This window comes from Ideonella sp., from assembly GCF_041918995.1.
Lineage (GTDB): Bacteria > Pseudomonadota > Gammaproteobacteria > Burkholderiales > Burkholderiaceae_C > Ideonella.
Genome location: NZ_JAYRUN010000011.1, coordinates 119,966 through 139,646, shown reverse-complemented (window position 1 = coordinate 139,646; position 19,681 = coordinate 119,966). Strand labels below are relative to the sequence as shown.

Sequence of the window (19,681 nt, the reverse complement as noted above, 5' to 3'; positions counted from 1 at the left end):
GGAAACGCGAATTCTAGGTGGCCGCTGCCCGGCATCGCACAGAATGGCAGGCTGTGAAGCGCCTGCCCCACGACTCCGGCACCAGCACCCTGTTCGACGACCTGCGCGAGGCCGTCACCGCGCCCGACCCCACGCGGCCGGAACCGCTGCCGCTGTGCGGCACGGGGCCGCTGCTGCGCGCGCTGCTGCTGGTGGTGGCCGTGCTGGCCACCGGGGCGCTGTTCGGGGCCGCGTCCTGGCGGGCCTGGCTGGCCAGCGTGTCGGCGGCCACCACCGTGGCGGTGCCGGCCACCCTGCTGTGGCTGCTGGCCGCCTGCGCCGGCCGCCACGCCCTGGCCCGGCTGGGCCGGGGGGTGCAGCCGCTGGCCGCCGGTGCCGTGGGCGCCGTGTGTGCATTGGCGGTCTGGTGGCCCATGGCGGCGGTGGGCATGGCCCCGTCGGAAGGCGCGTCGCTGCTGGCCCCGGCGCTGGCGGGCGCCATGCTGGCCGCGCTGGTGTTCCAGAGCGAACGCTGGCGCGAGCGGGCGCGGCTGCCGGCCGCCGCCGCGGCACGCCTGGCCGACCTCCAGACCCGCATCCGGCCGCACTTCCTCTTCAACACGCTGAACACCGCGATCACCCTGGTGCAGATCGACCCGCGCCGCGCCGAGGAGGTGCTGGAGGACCTGGCCGACCTGTTCCGCGCCGCGCTCGGGGGCCTGGACCAGGCCACCACCGTGGGCGACGAGATCGAGCTGTCGCGCCGATACCTCGCCATCGAGCAGCTGCGCTTCGGCCGCCGCCTCGACGTGGCATGGGACCTGGACCCGAACGCCAACGCCGCGCGGCTGCCGCCGCTGGCGCTGCAGCCGCTGATCGAGAACGCCGTGCGCCACGGCGTGGAGCCGGCGGACCAGGGCGGCCGCATCGAGATCCGCACCACGCGCCGCCGTGAGCGCGTGCTGATCTCGGTGACCAACACGGTGGCCGGCGGCCCCGGCCGGCCGGGCCACGGCATCGGCATCGCCAGCGTGCGCGAGCGCCTGCGGCTCATGCACGACCTGGATGCCGATTTCCGCAGTGGACTCACGGAGGACGGGCGCTACCGCGTGAGCATCGGCATCCCGGCCAACGGTGGCGCCTGACTCGACCGACTCTCCGGCCATGCCCACCTCCCCCCGCCTGCGTGTGCTCATCGTCGACGACGAGCCCCTGGCCCGGCTGCGCCTGCGCGGCCTGCTGGCCGACTGCGTGCAGCCGGCCGCCGAGGTGGTGGACGAGGCCGGCAGCGCCGCCGAGGCCCTGCACGCCCTGGCGCGCCATGCCGACGTCGACGCGGTGCTGCTGGACATCCACATGCCCGGCATGGACGGCATGGCGCTGGCGCGGCGGCTGAAGGAGCAGGCCGCCAGCGGCGGGCCGGCGCCCGCCGTCGTGCTGGTGACCGCGCACGCCGAGCACGCGCTGCAGGCCTTCGAGGTGGAGGCGGTGGACTACCTCACCAAGCCGGTCCGCCGGCCGCGCCTGCAGGAGGCGCTGGGCCGCGTGGCGCAGCGCCTGGGCCGCCCTGTGGCGCCCGTGGCCGCGCCGGTGCCCGCCGAGCAGCCCACGCTGGTGGTGAGCGACCGGGGGCGGGTGCTGCGCATCCCGGTGGCCGAGGTGGTGTACCTGAAGGCCGAGATGAAGTACGTGACGCTGGTCACGACCCGGCACCGCTACGTGCTGGACGACGCGCTCACCGACCTGGAACAGCGCCTGGGCGACGCGGCCTTGCGCATCCACCGCAGCGTGGTGGTGGCCAAGTCCGCGGTGCGGGCCCTGGAGCGCCGCGTGCTGCCCGGTGACGAGGCCGAGGAGGCGGGTGAAGCCTGGGCCGTGCAGGTGGACCCTGCCGGCGCGTGGCTGCCGGTGTCGCGCCGCCAGCTGGCGCAGGTGCGCGAGGTGCTGGCGGGCGGCCGCTGAGCGGGTGGCCGGCGCCGGGCCGGCACGAATTGCCGCCCTGCGCCGGACCTGTTCGGCGCTTCGGTGGTGACGGACACCCGGGACAATCGGCGCATCGCGGCGGCACAAGCGCTGCCTGACACGCCCGCCCGGCGCAGGGCGTGGCACGACAGACAAGGGCCTTCATGAGTTTCGCGCCCTGGGCCGGAAGCCAGGAGTTGCTGGCGTCGGCCATCCTCGCGGCGGCGGTCATCTCGCTCGTCCTGCACGTCAGCGTGCGCCTGGCCAACCAGGCGCTGAGCCAGCACGATCGTGCGCTCCACCTGAGCGGTCCGCCGGTGCATGTGCGCGTGCGCACGGCCATGTACATCATCCTCGCCGTGGCCGGCTGCTACGCCGGTGTCCAGGCCTGGAATGCCGTGCAGTGGCAACGCGCACAGCACACCGAGTCGCGCATCACGGAGGCCCTCGGCCTGCAGCGCAGCGCCGGCCAGGACCTGGTGCGGCTGGCGGCCCTGGTGGGGCATCGCGGCGCAGACAGGCAGGCGGTCGACGAGCTGGCCGCCGTGCTGCGCGAGGAGGCAGCGCGCTCGCTGGCGCTCCAGAAGGAACTCGACTCCACCGTCTGGTACCGCCAGGAGCTCGCGCAGCAGGTGGCGGACCACCGGGCGCAGTGGCGCCACGAATGGGCGCGCCTGTCCATCGCGGCGCAGGAGGTGCTCCACCTCACCGTGATGGGAGGCGACTCGCCGGTGCCCGAGCGCGTGACGCAGGTGCTGCAGGCCGCCGGGCCGGCCTTGACCGCCACGGACGGCCTCGCCGCCCTGGTGCACCGGGCGACCGAGCAACGGCTGCAGCAGCATGCGCACCTGATCAAGCTGTCCTCCTTCACCGTGATGCTGGTGCTGCTCGGGGTGGCGTTCATCATCATCGAGCCGACCACCCAGACGCTGCGCGAGCAGTACCGCCGGCTGCGTGGCCAGTCGCGCGAGCTCGCCCGCCTGGCCATGGTGGCCAATCGCACGGAGAGCGCCGTGGCGCTCACCGACCGCGCGGGTCAGGTGGACTGGGTCAACGACGCCTACCGGCGCATCATCAGCGCCGACGACGCGCCGGCGGTGGGCGTGTCGCTGGCCTGCGCGCTGGTGCGCCACGGGGCTCCGCCCGCCGAGGTGGACGCCCTGCTGGAGCGTGCGCGCCGGCACCCGCACGGGGCCCAGGCACTGTGGCATCTGCAGAACGGCGCGCACGAGCGCTGGGTCGAGGTCGACGTGCGCACGCTCGACCCCGACGGCCGGGACGCTGGCCTGGTGATGATGGCGCGCGACGTGACGGAGCGCCGGCGCGCCGATGCCCGTCAGCGCATCGCCGCCATCGCCTTCGATTCCCTCGAGGCGGTGGTCATCACCGACGCCACACAGCGCATCCTGCAGGTCAATCCGGCCTTCTGCCGCATCACCGGCTTCTCCCAGGAGGAGGCGGTGGGGTCCACCACCGCGGCCCTGTTGAAGTCGGGCCGCCACGGGCCGGAGTTCTACCAGGCCATGTGGGCCGCCCTGCAGCAGGAGCGGCGCTGGCAGGGCGAGATCTGGAACCGCCGCAAGGGCGGCGAGGTGTACCCCGAGTGGCTGAGCATCACGGCCGTGATGGACGAGCAGGGCACGCTCACGAACTACGTCGCCGTGTTCTCGGACATCACCGAGAAGAAGCGTGCCGACGAGACCATCCACAACCTGGCCTTCTACGACGCCCTGACGGGCCTGCCGAATCGCCGCTTGCTCATGGACCGCCTGACACAGTCCATCCACGCCGGGCGCCGGCACGGGATGTGCGCGGCCCTGCTGTTCATCGACCTCGACAAGTTCAAGGCCCTGAACGACCTGAAGGGCCACGAGATGGGGGACCGACTGCTGAAGGAGATCGCCCGCCGCTTGCAGGCCTGCGTGCGGGCGTCCGACACGGTGGCGCGCCAGGGGGGCGACGAGTTCGTGGTGCTGCTCAACGACCTGAGCGGCGACGCCGCCCACGCCGCCATGGACGCGGAGACGGTGGCGGAGAAGATCCGCGACACGGTCGAGGTCCCGGTCGGGCTCGAGGGCTTCGAATGGCGTGTCACGGCGAGCATCGGCGTGAGCCTGCTCACGGGGGAGGCGACGCAGACGGTGGACGACCTGCTCAAGCGCGCCGACCTGGCCATGTACGAGGCCAAGCGCGCCGGACGCAACGCGATCCGCTTCTTCGACCCGGCCCGGCAGGCGGAGGTGGAGGCGCATGTGCAGCTGGCCGCGGACCTGCGGCACGCCGTGGCCCATGACGAGCTCCGCCTGCACTACCAGCCGCAGTTCGACACGTCCGGCGCCATGGTGGGGGCCGAGGCGCTGGTGCGTTGGGCGCACCAGGGCGAGGGGCTCGTGCCTCCGGCGGCCTTCATCCACGTGGCCGAGGAGTCGGACCTGATCGTGCAGATCGGCGACTGGGTGCTGGACCGAGCGTGCCGCGACCTCGCGGCCTGGCAATCGGGCGCCGGCGCCGCGCCCTTCAGCGTGGCCGTGAACGTGAGCGCCCGCCAGTTCCAGCGCGACGACTTCGTCGACGGCGTGTGCGGCGCGCTGCGCCGGGCCGGCGCGCAGGCGCACGGGCTCGTGCTGGAGCTCACCGAAAGCACGCTGCTGACGCGCGTGGACGAGGTGATCGGCAAGATGCAGGCGCTGCGCGCGATGGGCGTGCGCATGGCGATCGACGACTTCGGCACCGGACATTCCTCGCTGTCCTACCTGAGCCGGCTGCCCGTGGACTACCTGAAGATCGATCGGGCCTTCGTCCACCAGATGCACACGCAGCGCAGCGATGCGGTCATCATCCGAACGATCATCGGCATGGCGCGCAGCCTGGGGCTGGGCGTGATCGCCGAAGGGGTGGAGACCCCGGCGCAGAAGGTGGCGCTCGAGGCCTACGGCTGCGATGCCCTGCAGGGCTACCTGTTCGCACGCCCCGGGCCGGCCGAGCACATCGGGCGGCGGCTGCGCGGCGAGCAGCTGGTCGACGCCTGACCGCCCTCAGCCCGGGCCCCGGCGGTCCGTGATGTCCCGCCACATCCCGCCCACCAGGGTGAGGCGCCCCGAGTCGTCGTGCCGCTCGCAGCGGCGGTCTTCCACCCACCGGACGCCGCCGTCGGGGCGCACGATGCGGTACTCCCAGCGCAGGGCCGTTGCCGGCGCGTCCGCGTGGCGGTCGACCTCGGCCAGCAGGGCGGGCACGCGGGCCCGGTCGTCCGGGTGGATCAGGCGGCGCCACGAGGCGGGGTCCGCCATCAGCTGAGCCGGCGGGCACCCCGCGAGCTCCAGCAGGGACGTGCTGACATGGCTCAGCTGCCTGCGGTCCGGGGTGCCGACCCAGAGCACGACGCCCAGGCACTGCTTGACCTGCTGCTGCGCCTGCAGCTGATGCCGCAGGGCCTGGACGAGCAGGCCCTCCTGCGTGACGTCCTCGGCCATCACCAGGAGCGCGGCCCGGCCGTTGAAGTCAAGCGGGTGCTCGGTGAGCCGGGCGAGCAAGAGGCGCCCATCCTTCGTGCGATGCCGGCTGACACCGCGCGCCAGGGCGCCCAGCGTCGGCGTGTCGAACTCGCCGGGATGGGACGGCACGTCGGCCTCGGGCCAGATGTCCCGCGTGGCCATGCAGAGCAGCTCCTCGCGGCTGTAGCCGTACGCCTTCACCGCCGCGTCGTTCACGCGCAGGAAGCGGGCCGTCTCCGCGTCCTGCAGCCACATCGGCTGCGGGTGCCGCTCGAACAGGTCGGCCACGCGCAGCTCCGTGCGTGCGGCGCGCTCCTGGGCATCGATCAGCTGCCGGTGGCTGCGGTGCACCAGGTACATCAGGCCCAGCGTGGTGACCAGGATGTAGACCAGGCCCTTGTAGCGCTGCGCCGCCTCGCGCCAGGCAGGGTCGTCGGACAGGCCCGCCACGGCGGCGTCGGACAGCCAGATCCACAGGGCGCCCACGGCCAGGTAGACCAGGCCGATCTGGAGGGCGCTGGTCAGGGCGTGGCGCTGGGCGACGGGGGAAGGCGATCCGGGCATGGCACGATCTGCGGCAGGGCTGCACGGTCCCGAGGCGGCGGGGCGGGTGCCGCATTGAACGGGGCCAGCGTGACGCCGGGCTTGACGGATGTCAATCCGACGTTCGCGGTGCGGCGCGGGCTGCGCTCACCCCGTGTTGCGCAGGCCCGCCGCGATGCCGTTGATGGACAGGTGGATGCCGCGCTGCAGGCGCTCGTTGGCCGGGTCGCCGTCCTTGCGCTTGCGGTAGCGGCGCATCAGCTCCACCTGCAGGTGGTTGAGCGGGTCCAGGTAGGGGAAGCGGTGCTCGATGGAGCGGGCCAGCGCGGGGTTGCTCTGCAGGCGGTCGGCCTCGCCGGTGATGAGGGCCAACGCCTCGTGGGTGCGCTCCCACTCCGCCTTGATGGCGGTGAAGATGCGCTTGCCCAGGCGCTTGTCCTCCACCAGCTCCACGTAGCGCGCCGCGATGCGCACGTCGCTCTTGGCCAGCACCATGTCGAGGTTGGACAGCAGCGTGCGGAAGAAGGGCCACTGGCGGTGCATGCGCTGCAGCAGCTCCAGGCGGGCGTCGCGGTCGCCGCCGTCCAGGAAGGCGGCCACGGCGCTGCCGAAGCCGCACCAGCCGGGCAGGGCGACGCGGCACTGGCCCCAGGAGAAGCTCCACGGGATGGCACGCAGGTCCTCGATCGCGCGCGTGGCCTTGCGCGAGGCCGGCCGTGAGCCGATGTTCAGCTCGGCGATCTCGCGGATGGGCGTGGCGGCGAAGAAGTAGTCGGTGAAGCCGGGCATGCCGTAGACCAGCTCGCGGTATGCGGCCATGCTGGCCTGGCTCAGCGCCTGGGCGGCCTCCAGGAACGCGCGCGGCGGCGCCTTGGTGGGGTGCAGCAGGCTGGCCTCCAGCGTGGCGGCCACCAGCGTCTCCAGGTTGCGCCGGCCGATCTCGGGGTGGGCGTACTTGGAGGCGATCACCTCGCCCTGCTCGGTCAGGCGGATCTGGCCCTTCACGGTGCCGGGCGGCTGGGCCAGGATGGCCTGGTAGCTGGGGCCGCCGCCGCGGCCCACGGTGCCGCCGCGGCCGTGGAACAGGCGCAGCCGGATGCCATGCTCGGGCTCCAGCGCGTCGAACATCTCGACCAGCGCGATCTCGGCGCGGTAGAGCTCCCAGTTGCTGGTGAAGAAGCCGCCGTCCTTGTTGCTGTCGGAGTAGCCGAGCATCACGTCCTGCTCGCCGCCGCCGCGCGCCACCAGGGCGGTGATGCCGGGCAGCGCGTAGAACTCGCGCATGATGCGCACGGCGTTGCGCAGGTCGGCGATGGTCTCGAACAGCGGCACCACGATGAGCTCGGCGCGCGCGCCGTCGCCCAGCGTGCCGTGGACCAGGCCGGCCTCCTTCTGCAGCAGCAGCACCTCCAGCAGGTCGCTCACGTCCTCGGTGTGCGAGATGATGTGGTGGCGGATGGCCGCGGCGCCGAAGCGTTGCCGCATCTCGCGCGCGGTCTCGAAGATCTCCAGCTCGCTGGTGGCCAGCGGCGAGTAGCCCGCGTTGCGCACGCGCAAGGGGCGGGCGTCGTCCAGCAGGCGCAGCAGCAGGGCGCGCCGCTCGTCCTCGGGCAAGGCGGCGTAGTCGGGCTCGATGCGCGCCACGCGCAGCAGCTCGGCCACGACGGCCTCGTGCTGGTCGCTGCTCTGGCGCAGGTCCAGCGTGGCCAGGTGGAAGCCGAACACCTGCACCGCACGCTGCAGCGGCGCCAGGCGCGGGCCCACCAGCGAGTCGGCATGGTGCGAGCGCAGCGATTGCTCGATCACCGACAGGTCGGCCGCGAAGGCCTCGGCGCTGTCGTACGGGTCCTGCGGGGCCACGGCATGGCGCAGCGCCTCGGTGCCGGTCAGCGCGTGCAGCGTGGCGGCCAGGCGCGCGTAGACGCCGATGAGCGCGCGGCGGTAGGGCTCGTCCTCGCGGTGGGGGTTGCGGTCGGGCGAGCGCTCGGCCAGGGCCTGCATGGCCGGCGTCACCGGGGCCAGCATGGCCGACATGGACAGCTCCGCGCCGAGCGAGTGCACCTCGGTGAGGTAGTGGCGCAGGATGGTCTCGCCCTGGCGCGACATGGCCAGGCGCAGGGTGGCGGCGGTGACGAAGGGGTTGCCGTCGCGGTCGCCGCCGATCCAGTGGCCCATGCGGAAGAACGGCGGCACGGCGTGGCCGGGCAGGGCGCGCTCGATCTCTCGGTACATGCGGGGCACCTGGCGCAGGAAGGTGGCCGGGTAGTACGACAGCGCGTTCTCGATCTCGTCGGCCACCGTGAGCTTGGCGGTGCGCAGCATGCGGGTCTGCCACAGCTGGGTGACGCGGGCGCGGATCAGCTGCTCGTTCTCCTGCAGGTCGCGTTCGCTGCGCAGCTCGTCGCGCTCGGCGATGAGCCGGGCGATGCTGCGCTCGGCATCCAGGATGCTGGCCCGCTGCACCTCGGTGGGGTGGGCGGTGAGCACGGGCGAGATGTAGGCGCGGTCCAGCAGCGCGGCGATGTCGGCGGCCCGGTGGTCGGCGCGTGCCAGGCGCTCGAAGCAGTGGGCCAGGGAGCCCTCCTGCTGGTGGCCCGCCGCCTCGTGGTGCTGGCGGCGCCGCACGTGGTGGCGGTCCTCGGCGATGTTGGCCAGGTGGGAGAAGTAGCTGAACGCGCGGATCACGCTCACCGTCTGGTCGGCCGACAGGTTCTTCAGCAGGCGGTCCAGCACGCGCCCCGCGGAGGCGTCCTTCTTCAGCCGGTAGCCCACGCTGAGCTGGCGCACCCGCTCGATCAGCTCGAAGGCCTGGCGCCCCTCCTGCTCGCGGATCACGTCGCCCAGAATTCTTCCAAGTAACCGGATGTCCTCCACCAGGGGCCGGTTCTTCTCGGCAGCGTCGATCAGCACGGCCGACTTCTCCTGGGTGGTGCGGCGAACGGCGGGGCGGCGGGGCGTGGCGCTGGCGGGGGGGTTGGCGCGAGGCATGGAAAGCTCCTGCGAAGTAACCGAGTTACCAAACGATGTGGCGGACGCGATGCTATCAGCCGGCCCGGGCGAGGGGATAATCCGCGCCATGTCCCGAGCTGCATCCCCCTCGTCCTCCCCTGTCGTCATCGCCACCCGAGAGAGCCGCCTGGCCCTGTGGCAAGCCGAGCATGTCCGCGACCGCCTCGGCGCCGAGCTCGGCCTGCCGGCCGACCTGCTGGGCATGACGACCCGCGGCGACCAGATCCTCGACCGCAGCCTGTCCAAGGTGGGCGGCAAGGGCCTGTTCGTGAAGGAGCTGGAGACCGCGCTGGAGAGCGGCCAGGCGCGCCTGGCCGTGCATTCGCTGAAGGACGTGCCGATGGACCTGCCGCCCGGCTTCGTGCTGGCGGCCATCCTGGAGCGGGAGGACCCGCGCGACGCCTTCGTGTCCAACCAGTACGCCGACCTGGCCGCGCTGCCGCAGGGGGCCTGCGTGGGCACCTCCAGCCTGCGCCGGGTGGTGCAGATCAAGGCCCTGCGGCCCGACCTGCGCATCGAGCCGCTGCGCGGCAACCTGGACACCCGGCTGCGCAAGCTGGACGAGGGCCAGTACGACGCCATCGTGCTGGCCGCGGCCGGGCTGAAGCGGCTGGGCCTGGCCGCGCGCATCCGCTCGGTGTTCAGCGAGTCGCAGATGATCCCCGCCGCCGGCCAGGGCGCGCTCGGCCTGGAGATCCGGGCCGATGACGCCGAGCTGGCCGCCGCGCTGGCGCGGCTGAATCACGAGCCCACCTGGCTGGCCACGCATGCCGAGCGTGCTGTCTCGCGTGCCCTGGGCGGCAGCTGTTCCGTGCCGCTGGCCGCGCACGCCACCGTGGCGCCCGATGGCACGCTGCACCTGGCCGTGGCACTGGGCCATGGGCAGGACCCGCTGCAGCCGATGCTGCGCGCCGAGCTGACCGGCCCCGTGCCCGACACCGCCGCCGCCGAGGCCCTGGGCCGCGACGCGGCCGAGCGGCTGCGTGCCGCCGGCGCCGACGCCTACCTGGCGGCCCCCGCGCCTTGACGTCTCCCTTGCCCCCATCGCCCTCGCCGCGTGGGCGACAGGCCCTGGTGACACGGCCGCGCGCGCAGGGCGGGCCGTGGGTGGCCAAGCTGCAGGCGCTGGGGGTGGACGCGGCGCTGCTGCCCCTGATCGACATCACCCCGGCCGGTGACGCGGCCGCGCTGCGCGACTGGTTCCACAGCCTGCGGGCCGGTCCGCCTGCGCCGGCGGCCCTGGTGATGTTCGTCAGCCCCAACGCGGCGCAGGCCCTGTTCGCGGTGGTGGCCGAGGGCAGCGCCCTGCCGGCCTGGCCGTCGGGCACGCTCGCCGCCACCGTCGGCCCGGGCACGGCCACCGTGCTGCGGGCGTCGGGCGTGCCTGCCGAGTCGCTGGTGTGCCCGCCCGCCGACGCCCCGCAGTTCGATTCCGAGGCGCTGTGGCCGCTGCTGGCCGCACGTCGCGCCTGGCACGGCGCGCGCGTGGCCATCGTGCGGGGCGATGGGGGCCGCGGCTGGCTCGCCGAGCGCCTGCGTGAGGCCGGCGCCCAGGTGGAGTTCGTGCAGACCTACCGGCGCGCGGCGCCGGCGTGGAACGCCGACGAGCACGCGCTGGCCGCCCGGGCCCTCGCCGAGCCCGAGTGGCACGCGTGGCTGCTCAGCAGCTCGGAAGCGCTGGACCACCTGGACACGCTGCTGCCGGGGGCCGACTGGTCGGGGTCGCTGGCCCTGGCCTCGCACCCCCGCATTGCCGAGCGCGCTCGCGCCGCCGGCTTCGGCCAGGTGCAGGAGATCCGGCCCACCCCCGAGGCCGTGGCCGCGGCCCTGGCCCACGGCTGCGGGGCCGCCTGAGCGCTGCCGCCCATCCCCCGCTCCGGCTGTGTGGTGCACACGCCGCGGCGCCCCGACCGCCCGAGGGCCGTCGATACAATCCCGCGCGACCGTGAACGCTTCCGAACTGCCCCCGTCCCCCCCGGCGCCCGAAGCCGCTGCGCCGGCACCGGCGGCGCCGGCTGCCGCGTCGGCCGCCGTGCCCGCGCGGCCCGCCCCGCCGTGGAGATCGGCCGCCGTGCCGCTGGCCGCCGGCGCCGCCGTGCTGGTCGCGGTGGTCAGCCTGTCCCTCGTCTGGAGCACCCAGCAGCGTGTGAAGGCGCTCGAGCAGGAGCTCGTCCGCCGCCAGCAGACCAGCCAGGACCAATCCACCGAGGCCCGGTTGCTGGCCAAGCAGGCCCACGAGACGGCGGCCGAGGTCGCCAGCAAGCTCGGCCTGGTGGAGGCCCGTGTGGCCGAGTCCGCCCTGCAGCGCACGCAGGTGGAGGAGCTCATCCAGTCGCTGTCGCGCTCGCGCGACGAGAACGTGCTGGCCGATGTCGAAGCCGCCCTGCGCGTGGCGCAGCAGCAGTCCGCCATCACCGGCAGTGCCGAGCCGCTGGTGGCCGTGCTGCGCCAGGCGGACGAACGTCTGGCGCGCTACAACCAGCCGCGCCTGGAGCGCGTGCGCCGTGCCGTGGCACGCGACCTGGAGCGTGCCCGGGCGGTGAGCGTGGCCGACGTGCCGACGCTGTCCATCCGCCTGGACGAGGCGGTCCGCCAGATCGACGAGTTGCCGCTGCTGTCCGCGCCCGAGCGCCGCGCCACCCCGCGCGCGGCGCCCCCCGCCGCGGCCGCCAGCGCCGCGCCGGCCGGGCCGGTGCGGCCCGCCAGCGGGTCGGGCGTCGACGCCTGGATGGGCTGGGGCCAGCGCCTGTGGCAGCAGGCCGCCGCCGAGACCTGGGCCGAGATCCGCTCGCTGGTGCGCGTCACCCACATCGAGCGGCCCGAAGCCATGCTCATCGCACCCGAGCAGGCCTACTACCTGCGCGAGAACCTCAAGCTGCGGGTGCTGAACGCCCGGCTGTCGCTGCTGTCGCGCCAGTTCGACCAGGCCCAGACCGACCTGGCGCTGGCCCAGTCGGTGCTCGAGCGCTACTTCGACGCCAAGTCGCGCCGCGTCGTCCTCACCCAGGACCTGCTGCGCCAGGTGGCCGCGCAGGCCCGGCAGGCCAACCTGCCCCGGCCCGACGAGACGCTCGCGGCCCTGGCGGCCGCGTCCGCCGGGCGCTGAGAGGGCGCCGGTGCTCCATCACGACCAAGGGCAAGCCCACGCATGCGTTCGGTGATCTGGCTGGTGCTGCTGTTCACGGCGGCGGTGGTGGCCGCCACCGCGCTGGGGCGCAACGACGCACTGGTGGCCGTGTTCTATGGCGAGTGGCGGGTGGACCTGTCGCTCAACCTGTTCCTGCTGGCGCTGCTGGCGGGCATCTTCATCGTCTTCACGGGCATGCAGGCCATGCAGTCGCTGCTCAGCCTGCCCACCCGGGCGCGCGAGTGGCGCGAGCAGAAGCGCGAGCGTGGCGCCGGCGAGGCCCTGCGCGAGGCGCTGGCGGAGCTGTTCGCGGCCCGCTACGCGCGGGCGCAGCGGGCGGCCCAGCGTGCACTCGAGCTGCAATCGAGCTGCGAGGCGCTGCGCGGCGACGTCCAGTTCACCGTGCTGGCGCAGATGATCGCCGCCAGCGGGTTGCACCGCCTGCAGGACCGCCGCGCCCGCGACGAGCGGGTGCAGGCCGCACTGGCACTGGTGCGTGGCAAGGCCGGTGCGGGCGCCGGCACGGCCTTCGACGGCCTTCAACTGCTGAGCGCCGAATGGGCGTTGGAAGAGCGTGACGCCGAACGTGGACTGGCCCTGCTGGCCGAGCTGCCGCCCGGCGTGGCGCGCCGCACCCAGGCCCTTCGCCTGAAGCTGCAGGCCGCGCGCGTGCAGCGCCGCCCGCTGGATGCCCTGCAGACGGCGCGCCTGCTGGCCAAGCACCAGGGCTTTTCGGCGCCGGCCGCGCAGTCCCTGCTGCGCTCGCTGGCCATGGAGGCCATCGACCAGGCCTACGACATCGAGCAGCTGCGCGGTGTGTGGGCCCAGCTCGACGCCCAGGACCGCCGCGACGCGTTCGTCGTGTCGCGCGCGGCGCGGCGCGCGAACGCGCTGGGCCATGCCGCCCAGGGCCGGCTGTGGCTCGAGCCCGCGTGGGACGCCATCGCCGCCGCCGGTCCGGACGACCGCGAGGAGCTGGCGCTCGCGCTGATCGACTGCGCACCCGGCATCGGCAACGACTGGCTGCCGCGCATCGAGGCCGCCCTGTCCGCGCACGGGCACGAGCCTGCGCTGGTGGCCGCCGCCGCCATGGCGTTCGCCGACCGCCAGCTCTGGGGCAAGGCGCGCCGCATGCTCGAGCAGACGGCGTCCGCCGCGGGCCTGCCGGCCCCGGTGCGCCGCCAGGCCCTGCGCTGCCTCGCGGCCATCGCCCGCGAGGAGAACCGCGAGGACCTCGCCGCCACCTACGACCAGCGCGCCGCGGCCATCGACTGAAAAACGCGCGGGGGACTGGACACGTTGAAAAAACCGCTGCTATACTGCTAGCTTCAGCGCGGCTGTAGCTCAGTTGGATAGAGTACTTGGCTACGAACCAAGGGGTCGTGGGTTCGAATCCTGCCAGCCGCGCCAAATAACAACAACAGAATCAACGGGCCAGTCCGCAAGGACTGGCCCGTTTTTCATTGGCCGGGCTCTATGGGCCAGGCTCTATGGGCCAGGCTCTATGGGCCGCGCTTTCATCGGCTGCGCCTTTCTTGGCGGGGCTGCGGGTCCGCCGCGGGGTGCGGTGGTGCGGTGGTGCCGTGGTGCGGTGTGGATGCCCGGACCATCCGGTAGATCCCACGGACGCTTCGCGCACGGCGGTTGACCGCTCGTCGCACGTGGCTGTGAGCCAGCGACGGTGGGGCCGACAGTGCAGGCATCGAAGACATCCCGTCGTCGATGCCACCTGAAGGAAGCCCACCATGAACGCCACGCCCCAGAGCCCTTGCCAATGCGCCAGCTGCCCCGGCCGCAGCTGCACCTGCGGCTGCCAAGGTCCCATCGCGCCGGCCGCCTGCGCCCCGCAGTGCCCGTGCGGCCCGCAGTGCCAGTGCGGCGCGCAGTGCCGCTGCGGCGCCACGGGCGCCTGCACCGCGACCTGAGCCCGAGGGCCTGCCGCACGACACCGGCGGCAGTGACGGAGTCACCCGCCGGTTCCCTTGACCTCAGCGCCAGGGCGGCCCGGCCGCTCGTGAAGGAGCTTCGCCGTGAACCACTTTGTCCTCGCCTATGCCGGCGGGATCGTCGGCGCCGTCATGATGGACATCACCGAGACACTCGCGCTGCGCGCCGGTCTGACCAGCGGCGTCAGCGTGGGGCTCGTGGGCCGCTGGGCGCTCGGCCTGCTGCGCGGGCAATGGTCGCATGCCGACATCAGCCTGTCCCCGGCCCGGCGCGCAGAGGTGCTGGCGGGCTGGGTCTTCCACCTGCTCGTCGGCGGCGGCGGCGTGGCCTTGCTCTATGCCGCCTGGGTGCAGGCCGCCGGCTGGACGGAACCCGGTGCGCGGCTGTGGGGCGGGCTGGCCTTCGGCGCGCTCACGTCGCTGCTGCCCTGGCTGCTGCTGCTGCCGGCGTTCGGCTGGGGATGGTTCGGGCGGCGCGGCCCGCGTGGCAGCAACGCCCTGCTGGCCAGCATGGTCTCGCACCTGCCCTACGGGCTCGGCGTGGGCGCCGCCATGGCGCTCGGGGAAGTCCTCTAGGCTCGACCGCCTTGGCGCGGGCCGATGCCGACCGTACATTGCATCGTCAGCCTCACGACGCCTGGGTCAGCCGACAGGCGGCCGGGCTGACGCTGCCGCCCCGCCCATGTACCTGTCGCCGACGCCCCGATCCGCCCTGCTGCCCAGTACGCCGGGCGGTGCCGTGGCGTTCCTGGCCGCTTCCGTCGTGGCCTGGGCCGTCGCTGCGGCCCTGCTGTTCATCCTCGTGCCCGGCCTGGACAGTTTTCCCCGGCTGCTCGTGTTCTCCGAGTGTGTCGGGCTCACGATGATCGCGAGTGTGGTGTGGCTGCGGCGCCGCCGTCGTCTCGAGCGCCTCGCCCCCGGGCCCCGCTGGCTACTGACCGGCGCCATCGCCATTCCCACTGGCTACCTCGTCGGACACCAGATCGCCTTCCTGCTGCTCGGCGAGCCGACGCGCCTGTTCGGGCTGCAGCACGTCAGCCTGGTGCCGGTTCTCTTCACCGTGCTGGTGGGTGGCCTGGGACTGCGCCACTTCGCTGCCCGCGAACGACTCGCCAGGGAGGCCGCCGCGCGCGCGCAGGCGCAACACCTCGCGGTGGAAGCCGAGCTGCGCCTGCTGCGTGCGCAGCTCGAGCCGCACATGCTGTTCAACACCCTGGCCAACGTGCGCGGATTGGTCCGTGACGACGCGGATCGGGCCGAGGCGATGATCGACCGCCTGATCGTCTACCTGCGCGCCACGTTGGCCGCCTCGCAAACCGAGGCGGTGCCGCTGGGCCGGGAGTTCGCCCAGCTGCGCGCCTACCTGGAGATCATGTCGCTGCGCATGGGGCCTCGGCTGACCTGGCATCTCGAGCTGCCCGCCGCGCTGGAGCACGTCCCGGTGCCACCCATGCTGCTGCAGCCGCTGGTGGAGAACGCGATCAAGCACGGCCTGGAGCCCAAGGTCGGCCCGGGCCGCATCGAGGTGGTGGCCCGCCTGACCGGCCCCGGGATCGAAGTGCGCGTGGACGACGACGGCCTGGGCCTGCCACCGGCGCAGCCGTTGCCGCCCGATGACCCGCCGGCGTCGCCGGCGCCGGGGCAGGGCAGGGGCACGGGCTACGGGCTGTGGCACGTGCGCGAACGGCTTCGGGTGGTGTACGGCCCCGCCGCGCGCCTGGACCTGCAGCCGCTGTCCCCCCGCGGGACGCGATCTCTCGTGTTCCTGCCCACCCCCCCCACGGAGGCGCTGAATGGCCCATGAAGACGCACCCACGGCCATCCTGGCCGAGGACGAGCCGGTGCTCGCCCGCACGCTGTCGCGCATGCTGGCTCAGGCATGGCCCGAGCTGCGCGTGGCAGGCGTGGCGGACGACGGCTTGCGTGCGACGGAGATGGCCCTGGCCGAGGCGCCCGATGTGCTGTTCCTGGACATCCGCATGCCCGGCCGCAGCGGGCTGGAGGTGGCCGAGGTGGTGGCCGACGAGTGGCCCGACGAGCGTGCCGAGCCGCTGTTCGTGTTCGTCACCGCCTTCGACGAATTTGCCGTCACCGCCTTCGAACGGGCGGCGGTGGACTACCTGCTCAAGCCGGTCACGGCCGAGCGGCTGCAGCAGACGGTGGAGCGCCTGAAGGCACGGCTCGCAGCACGCGCCGATCGGCCTGCGGCCGGGGAGCGCGCCGCGCTGATGCAGCGCGTGCAGTCCATTGCCGCGCCGCCAGCCGCCACCGGCGAGCGCATCAAGGTGATCCGTGCCGGCGTGGGCAACGTCGTGCGCATGATCCCGGTGGCCGACGTCGTGTGTTTCGAGGCCGCCGACAAGTACGTGAACGTGGTGACGGCGACCGGTGAAGCGCTGGTGCGCATGAGCCTGCGCGAGTTGATGGCGCGCATCGATTCGACCGACTTCCTGCAGGTGCACCGCAGCGTGATGGTCAACGCGAACGCCATCCTGAGCGCGACGCGCGACGACATCGGTCACTACAGCCTGGCGGTGCGCGGCTTGCCGCGGCCGCTGAAGGTCAGCCGCGCGTTCTCGCACCTGTTCCGCCCGATGTAGGCAGGCCTCTCGGGCGCCCCGGGGCTGCCCGCGGCAGCCGAAGCCACCACGCGCCCGCCTGGGGGGCTGGCGTCCGACCGCCTCCGGGAAGTCCACCGTTCGGTCGACGTGATCGACCGTTGCCGGACGTTGGCCGACCTTTGATCGCGCGGTGATTCCACCCCTGGCGGGCAGGGCCGACAGTGCGTCCTGCCTGGCGACGCACCGGTCGACGGGTGAAACCGACTTCCACACCCACCGCCTTCCCCGGAGACCCCTTCATGCAACGACTCTCGATCCTCGCCTCGTCGCTGGCCGCCGCGGTCATCAACGCTGCCTGCATGGCGCCGCCCAAGGCGCTGGACCTCGCGCTGACGCGCGCCAGCGACGCCGGCACATATGTCGTTACGCTCGTGCCGCCCGTTCCCGCGGCGGCCATCAACCGGCTGCACGCGTGGCAGATCCACCTGAGTACGCCGGACGGATTGCCGGTGTCCCACGCCCGGATCGATGTGGACGGCGGGATGCCGCAGCACGGCCACGGCCTGCCCACCCAGCCGCAAGTGACGCGTGAACCCGCGCCCGGGGCCTATGTGGTCGAAGGGGTGAAGTTCAGCATGACCGGTTGGTGGGAGATCAAGCTGGCCATCGACGGTCCCGCCGGAGCGGACCGCGTGACCTTCCACACCGTCGTGGATCCGGCGGTCGGCCGGTGACGCGGGTGTCGAGCCCCGGTGCCTGCAAGGAGAGCAACATGCGAAGAATCCATTCGATCGCTTGGCTGCTGGGCTCCGTCGCGGCCACGCTGTCGGGCGCGTTGATGGTGAACGTGGCCGACGCGGGCCAGAGGCTGACGGGGGTCACCCCGCCCTGGCGCACCGACGAGATGCACGTGCTGGCGACACTCAGCCTGAGGCAGCTGCCGCCCGTCCCGGCGGACCCGTCGAACGCCGCGGAGGGGGATCCGGCGGCCATCGAGCTCGGACGGCGTCTGTTCGCAGATGCAGGGCTCAGCCGCCATGGCCGTGTCTCATGCACCAGCTGCCACGATCCGGCCCGGCAGTTCCAGGACGGTCTGGCGGTCAGCCAGGGCCTCGGGACGGGCTCGCGCCGGGCCATGCCGATCGTCGGTGCGGGCCACGCCACCTGGCTTTTCTGGGACGGGCGCAAGGACAGCCTGTGGTCGCAGGCGCTCGGGCCGCTCGAAGACCCGGTGGAGCACGGGACCACCCGGATGCACGTGGCGCATCACGTGGCGGCACAGCACGCAGGCGCCTACCAGGTGGTGTTTGGTGCCCTGCCGCCGCTCGACGGCCTGCCGGGCGAGGCAAGCCCCCGGGGCAGCCTGGCCGATCAGGCAGCCTGGGCGGCCCTTGAACCACGGCGACGCCAGGCGGTGTCACGCGTGTTCGCCAATGTCGGCAAGGCGATCGCTGCCTACGAGAAGTCGCTGCAGCACGCCCCGACCCGGTTGGACCGCTACATCGACGCCGTCGCCAGTGGGGACAGCCGCGCCGATGGGCTGATGAGCGCCGATGAGGTCCAGGGGCTGCGCCTGTTCATCGGCAAGGCGCAGTGCGTGAGCTGCCACAACGGCCCGCTGTTCAGTGACCAACAGTTCCACAACACCGGTGTGCCGCCACGCGACGCAGGGCGCCCTGATCGGGGCCGGGCCGCGGCCCCGGCCGCCGTGCGCGACGACGAGTTCAACTGCCTGGGACCCTTCAGCGATGCACGGCCGGAACAATGCCAGGAGCTGCGCTTCATGGTGGTGGACGATCCGGCGCTCGAAGGGGCGTTCAAGACACCGGGACTGCGTGGCGTGGCGCAGCGTCCACCTTACATGCATGCCGGCCAGTTCACGACTCTGGAGGACGTGGTGCGCCACTATGTGGCCTCGCCACCGGCCGCCGTCGGCCATTCGGAGCTGGCCCACCGCCGTGACGGCACCGCGGCCGGCGGCCACGCCAGCCGGGTACCCATCGATCTGGACGATGTCGAGATCGCCCGGCTGGTGGCCTTCCTCCACGCGCTCAGCGACGACGCCCTGCCGGCCGTCGGGACACCGCCCGCCACGGTGGCCGGTCCCTCGGGCGCCTCGCCGGTCACGGGGTCGCACCATGGGCGCTGAGCGACCTGGCCAGGGCCCGTGTGTCCGGCCCATCCGGGCCAGGGCACGGGCGGGTACGCCCGCGCAGGCCGGCGACGGCACACGGGGCCCGAGGACCACCGCGGTGGCCGGCGTGGGCCGTGTGGTGCTGTGGCCGGGCGGCAGCCTGTGGATCGCGCGGCAGTCCGGCGTGGCCGCACCCCACGCGCACCACGCCATCCAGCTGTCGCTGGCCCTGCGCGGGCGCCTGGCCATGGCCGACGAGTTCGGACGCTGGTGCCCGTACGACGGCGCCCTGGTCATGCCCCATCATGCGCACAGCTTCGACGGCCTGGGCCTCGACACCGCCACCGTGTTCGTGGAGCCGGAAACGCCCCTCGGACGCGCCTTGCTGCAGCGGTACGGCGCCCAGCCCATCACCGCGTTGCCGGCCGAGGCGGTGCGCACCCTGTCGGCGCCATTGAGGCAGGGGCTGGAGGATGGCGCTTCGGACGAGGCTTTGGTCGCTGCGGCCCGCTGGGCTGCGTCGTGGCTCGTGGCCACGACGTGCGCCCGATGTGCCGTGGATGCGCGCATCGAGCGGTCGATCGCCTGGCTGCGCGCGCGCCTGCCACAGCCGGTGTGCCTGGCGCAGGCAGCGGCACGGGCGCACCTGTCGCCGAGCCGGTTCCGCCACCTGTTCGTGCACGAGACGGGCCTGTCGTTTCGCGCTTACCTGCTCTGGGCCAGGGTGGAATCGGCGGTGGGCGCGGGCATGGCCGGCCTGTCCTGGACCCAGGCGGCGCACGAGGCCGGGTTCGCCGACTCGGCGCACCTGAGCCGCACCTGCCGGCGCATGTTCGGCATCGCGCCGGCCATGCTGGTGCGGGGATGACCCCTGACACGCGCACGGGGCGGACGGGCCGCCGCGACCGGACGGTGGTCGGGCGGCC

Annotated in this window: 15 protein-coding genes and 1 tRNA gene; 14 read left to right on the top strand and 2 right to left on the bottom strand. The window is 73.3% G+C overall.

Annotated elements, in window-relative coordinates; all coding sequences use genetic code 11:
- Positions 1 to 53: 53 nt before the first annotated feature.
- The 3 genes from ACE3UN_RS11865 to ACE3UN_RS11855 all read left to right on the top strand — a co-directional run bounded on the left by ACE3UN_RS11865 (position 54) and on the right by ACE3UN_RS11855 (position 4,970).
- Positions 54 to 1,124, top strand: a complete 1,071-nt coding sequence (locus ACE3UN_RS11865) for a sensor histidine kinase (protein WP_374675156.1) — start codon at positions 54 to 56, stop codon at positions 1,122 to 1,124.
- Positions 1,125 to 1,143: 19 nt separating this feature from the next.
- Positions 1,144 to 1,941, top strand: a complete 798-nt coding sequence (locus ACE3UN_RS11860; protein WP_374675155.1) for a LytR/AlgR family response regulator transcription factor — start codon at positions 1,144 to 1,146, stop codon at positions 1,939 to 1,941.
- Between the two features lie 164 nt (positions 1,942 to 2,105).
- The gene (locus ACE3UN_RS11855) at positions 2,106 to 4,970 is read left to right on the top strand and encodes an EAL domain-containing protein (RefSeq protein ID WP_374675154.1); all 2,865 of its coding nucleotides are present in this window, start codon (positions 2,106 to 2,108) and stop codon (positions 4,968 to 4,970) included.
- Between the two features lie 6 nt (positions 4,971 to 4,976).
- On the opposite strand, the gene ACE3UN_RS11850 is transcribed toward ACE3UN_RS11855, so the two are convergent.
- Together ACE3UN_RS11850 and ppc are read right to left on the bottom strand one after the other, a co-directional pair.
- Positions 4,977 to 5,999, bottom strand: coding sequence for a PAS domain-containing protein (locus ACE3UN_RS11850; protein ID WP_374675153.1), 1,023 nt, complete (start codon positions 5,997 to 5,999; stop codon positions 4,977 to 4,979).
- Positions 6,000 to 6,125: 126 nt separating this feature from the next.
- Positions 6,126 to 8,966, bottom strand: coding sequence for a phosphoenolpyruvate carboxylase (gene ppc, locus ACE3UN_RS11845; protein WP_374675152.1), 2,841 nt, complete (start codon positions 8,964 to 8,966; stop codon positions 6,126 to 6,128).
- Positions 8,967 to 9,054: 88 nt separating this feature from the next.
- On the opposite strand from ppc, the gene hemC reads away from it, so the two are divergent.
- The 11 genes from hemC to ACE3UN_RS11790 all read left to right on the top strand — a co-directional run bounded on the left by hemC (position 9,055) and on the right by ACE3UN_RS11790 (position 19,623).
- Positions 9,055 to 10,014: a hydroxymethylbilane synthase gene (gene hemC, locus ACE3UN_RS11840; protein ID WP_374675151.1), complete on the top strand. Its 960-nt coding sequence runs from the start codon at positions 9,055 to 9,057 to the stop codon at positions 10,012 to 10,014.
- A gap of 47 nt (positions 10,015 to 10,061) precedes the next feature.
- Positions 10,062 to 10,841, top strand: coding sequence for a uroporphyrinogen-III synthase (locus ACE3UN_RS11835; RefSeq protein WP_374675150.1), 780 nt, complete (start codon positions 10,062 to 10,064; stop codon positions 10,839 to 10,841).
- 91 nt (positions 10,842 to 10,932) lie between these two features.
- A complete protein-coding gene (locus tag ACE3UN_RS11830) occupies positions 10,933 to 12,093 on the top strand; it encodes a uroporphyrinogen-III C-methyltransferase (protein ID WP_374675149.1) in 1,161 nt (386 codons plus the stop codon).
- Positions 12,094 to 12,135: 42 nt separating this feature from the next.
- On the top strand, positions 12,136 to 13,389 hold the full coding sequence (locus ACE3UN_RS11825) for a heme biosynthesis HemY N-terminal domain-containing protein (RefSeq protein ID WP_374675148.1): 1,254 nt from the start codon (positions 12,136 to 12,138) through the stop codon (positions 13,387 to 13,389).
- A 58-nt stretch (positions 13,390 to 13,447) separates the two neighbouring features.
- Positions 13,448 to 13,524, top strand: a tRNA-Arg gene (locus ACE3UN_RS11820).
- 620 nt (positions 13,525 to 14,144) lie between these two features.
- Positions 14,145 to 14,636, top strand: a complete 492-nt coding sequence (locus ACE3UN_RS11815; protein WP_374675147.1) for a DUF2938 family protein — start codon at positions 14,145 to 14,147, stop codon at positions 14,634 to 14,636.
- Positions 14,637 to 14,742: 106 nt separating this feature from the next.
- Positions 14,743 to 15,864: a sensor histidine kinase gene (locus tag ACE3UN_RS11810; protein WP_374675146.1), complete on the top strand. Its 1,122-nt coding sequence runs from the start codon at positions 14,743 to 14,745 to the stop codon at positions 15,862 to 15,864.
- Positions 15,854 to 16,660, top strand: a complete 807-nt coding sequence (locus ACE3UN_RS11805) for a LytR/AlgR family response regulator transcription factor (RefSeq protein ID WP_374675145.1) — start codon at positions 15,854 to 15,856, stop codon at positions 16,658 to 16,660. Before ACE3UN_RS11810 ends, ACE3UN_RS11805 begins: the two co-directional genes overlap by 11 nt.
- 260 nt (positions 16,661 to 16,920) lie before the next feature.
- Positions 16,921 to 17,355 carry a FixH family protein gene (locus ACE3UN_RS11800; RefSeq protein ID WP_374675144.1) on the top strand — a complete coding sequence of 145 codons (435 nt, stop codon included), beginning with the start codon at positions 16,921 to 16,923 and terminating at the stop codon, positions 17,353 to 17,355.
- A 38-nt stretch (positions 17,356 to 17,393) separates the two neighbouring features.
- Positions 17,394 to 18,770 (top strand): cytochrome-c peroxidase, encoded by a 1,377-nt coding sequence (locus tag ACE3UN_RS11795; protein WP_374675143.1) that lies wholly within the window; start codon positions 17,394 to 17,396, stop codon positions 18,768 to 18,770.
- A gap of 103 nt (positions 18,771 to 18,873) precedes the next feature.
- Positions 18,874 to 19,623, top strand: a complete 750-nt coding sequence (locus tag ACE3UN_RS11790) for a helix-turn-helix transcriptional regulator (RefSeq protein ID WP_374675142.1) — start codon at positions 18,874 to 18,876, stop codon at positions 19,621 to 19,623.
- The last annotated feature ends 58 nt before the right edge of the window (positions 19,624 to 19,681 follow it).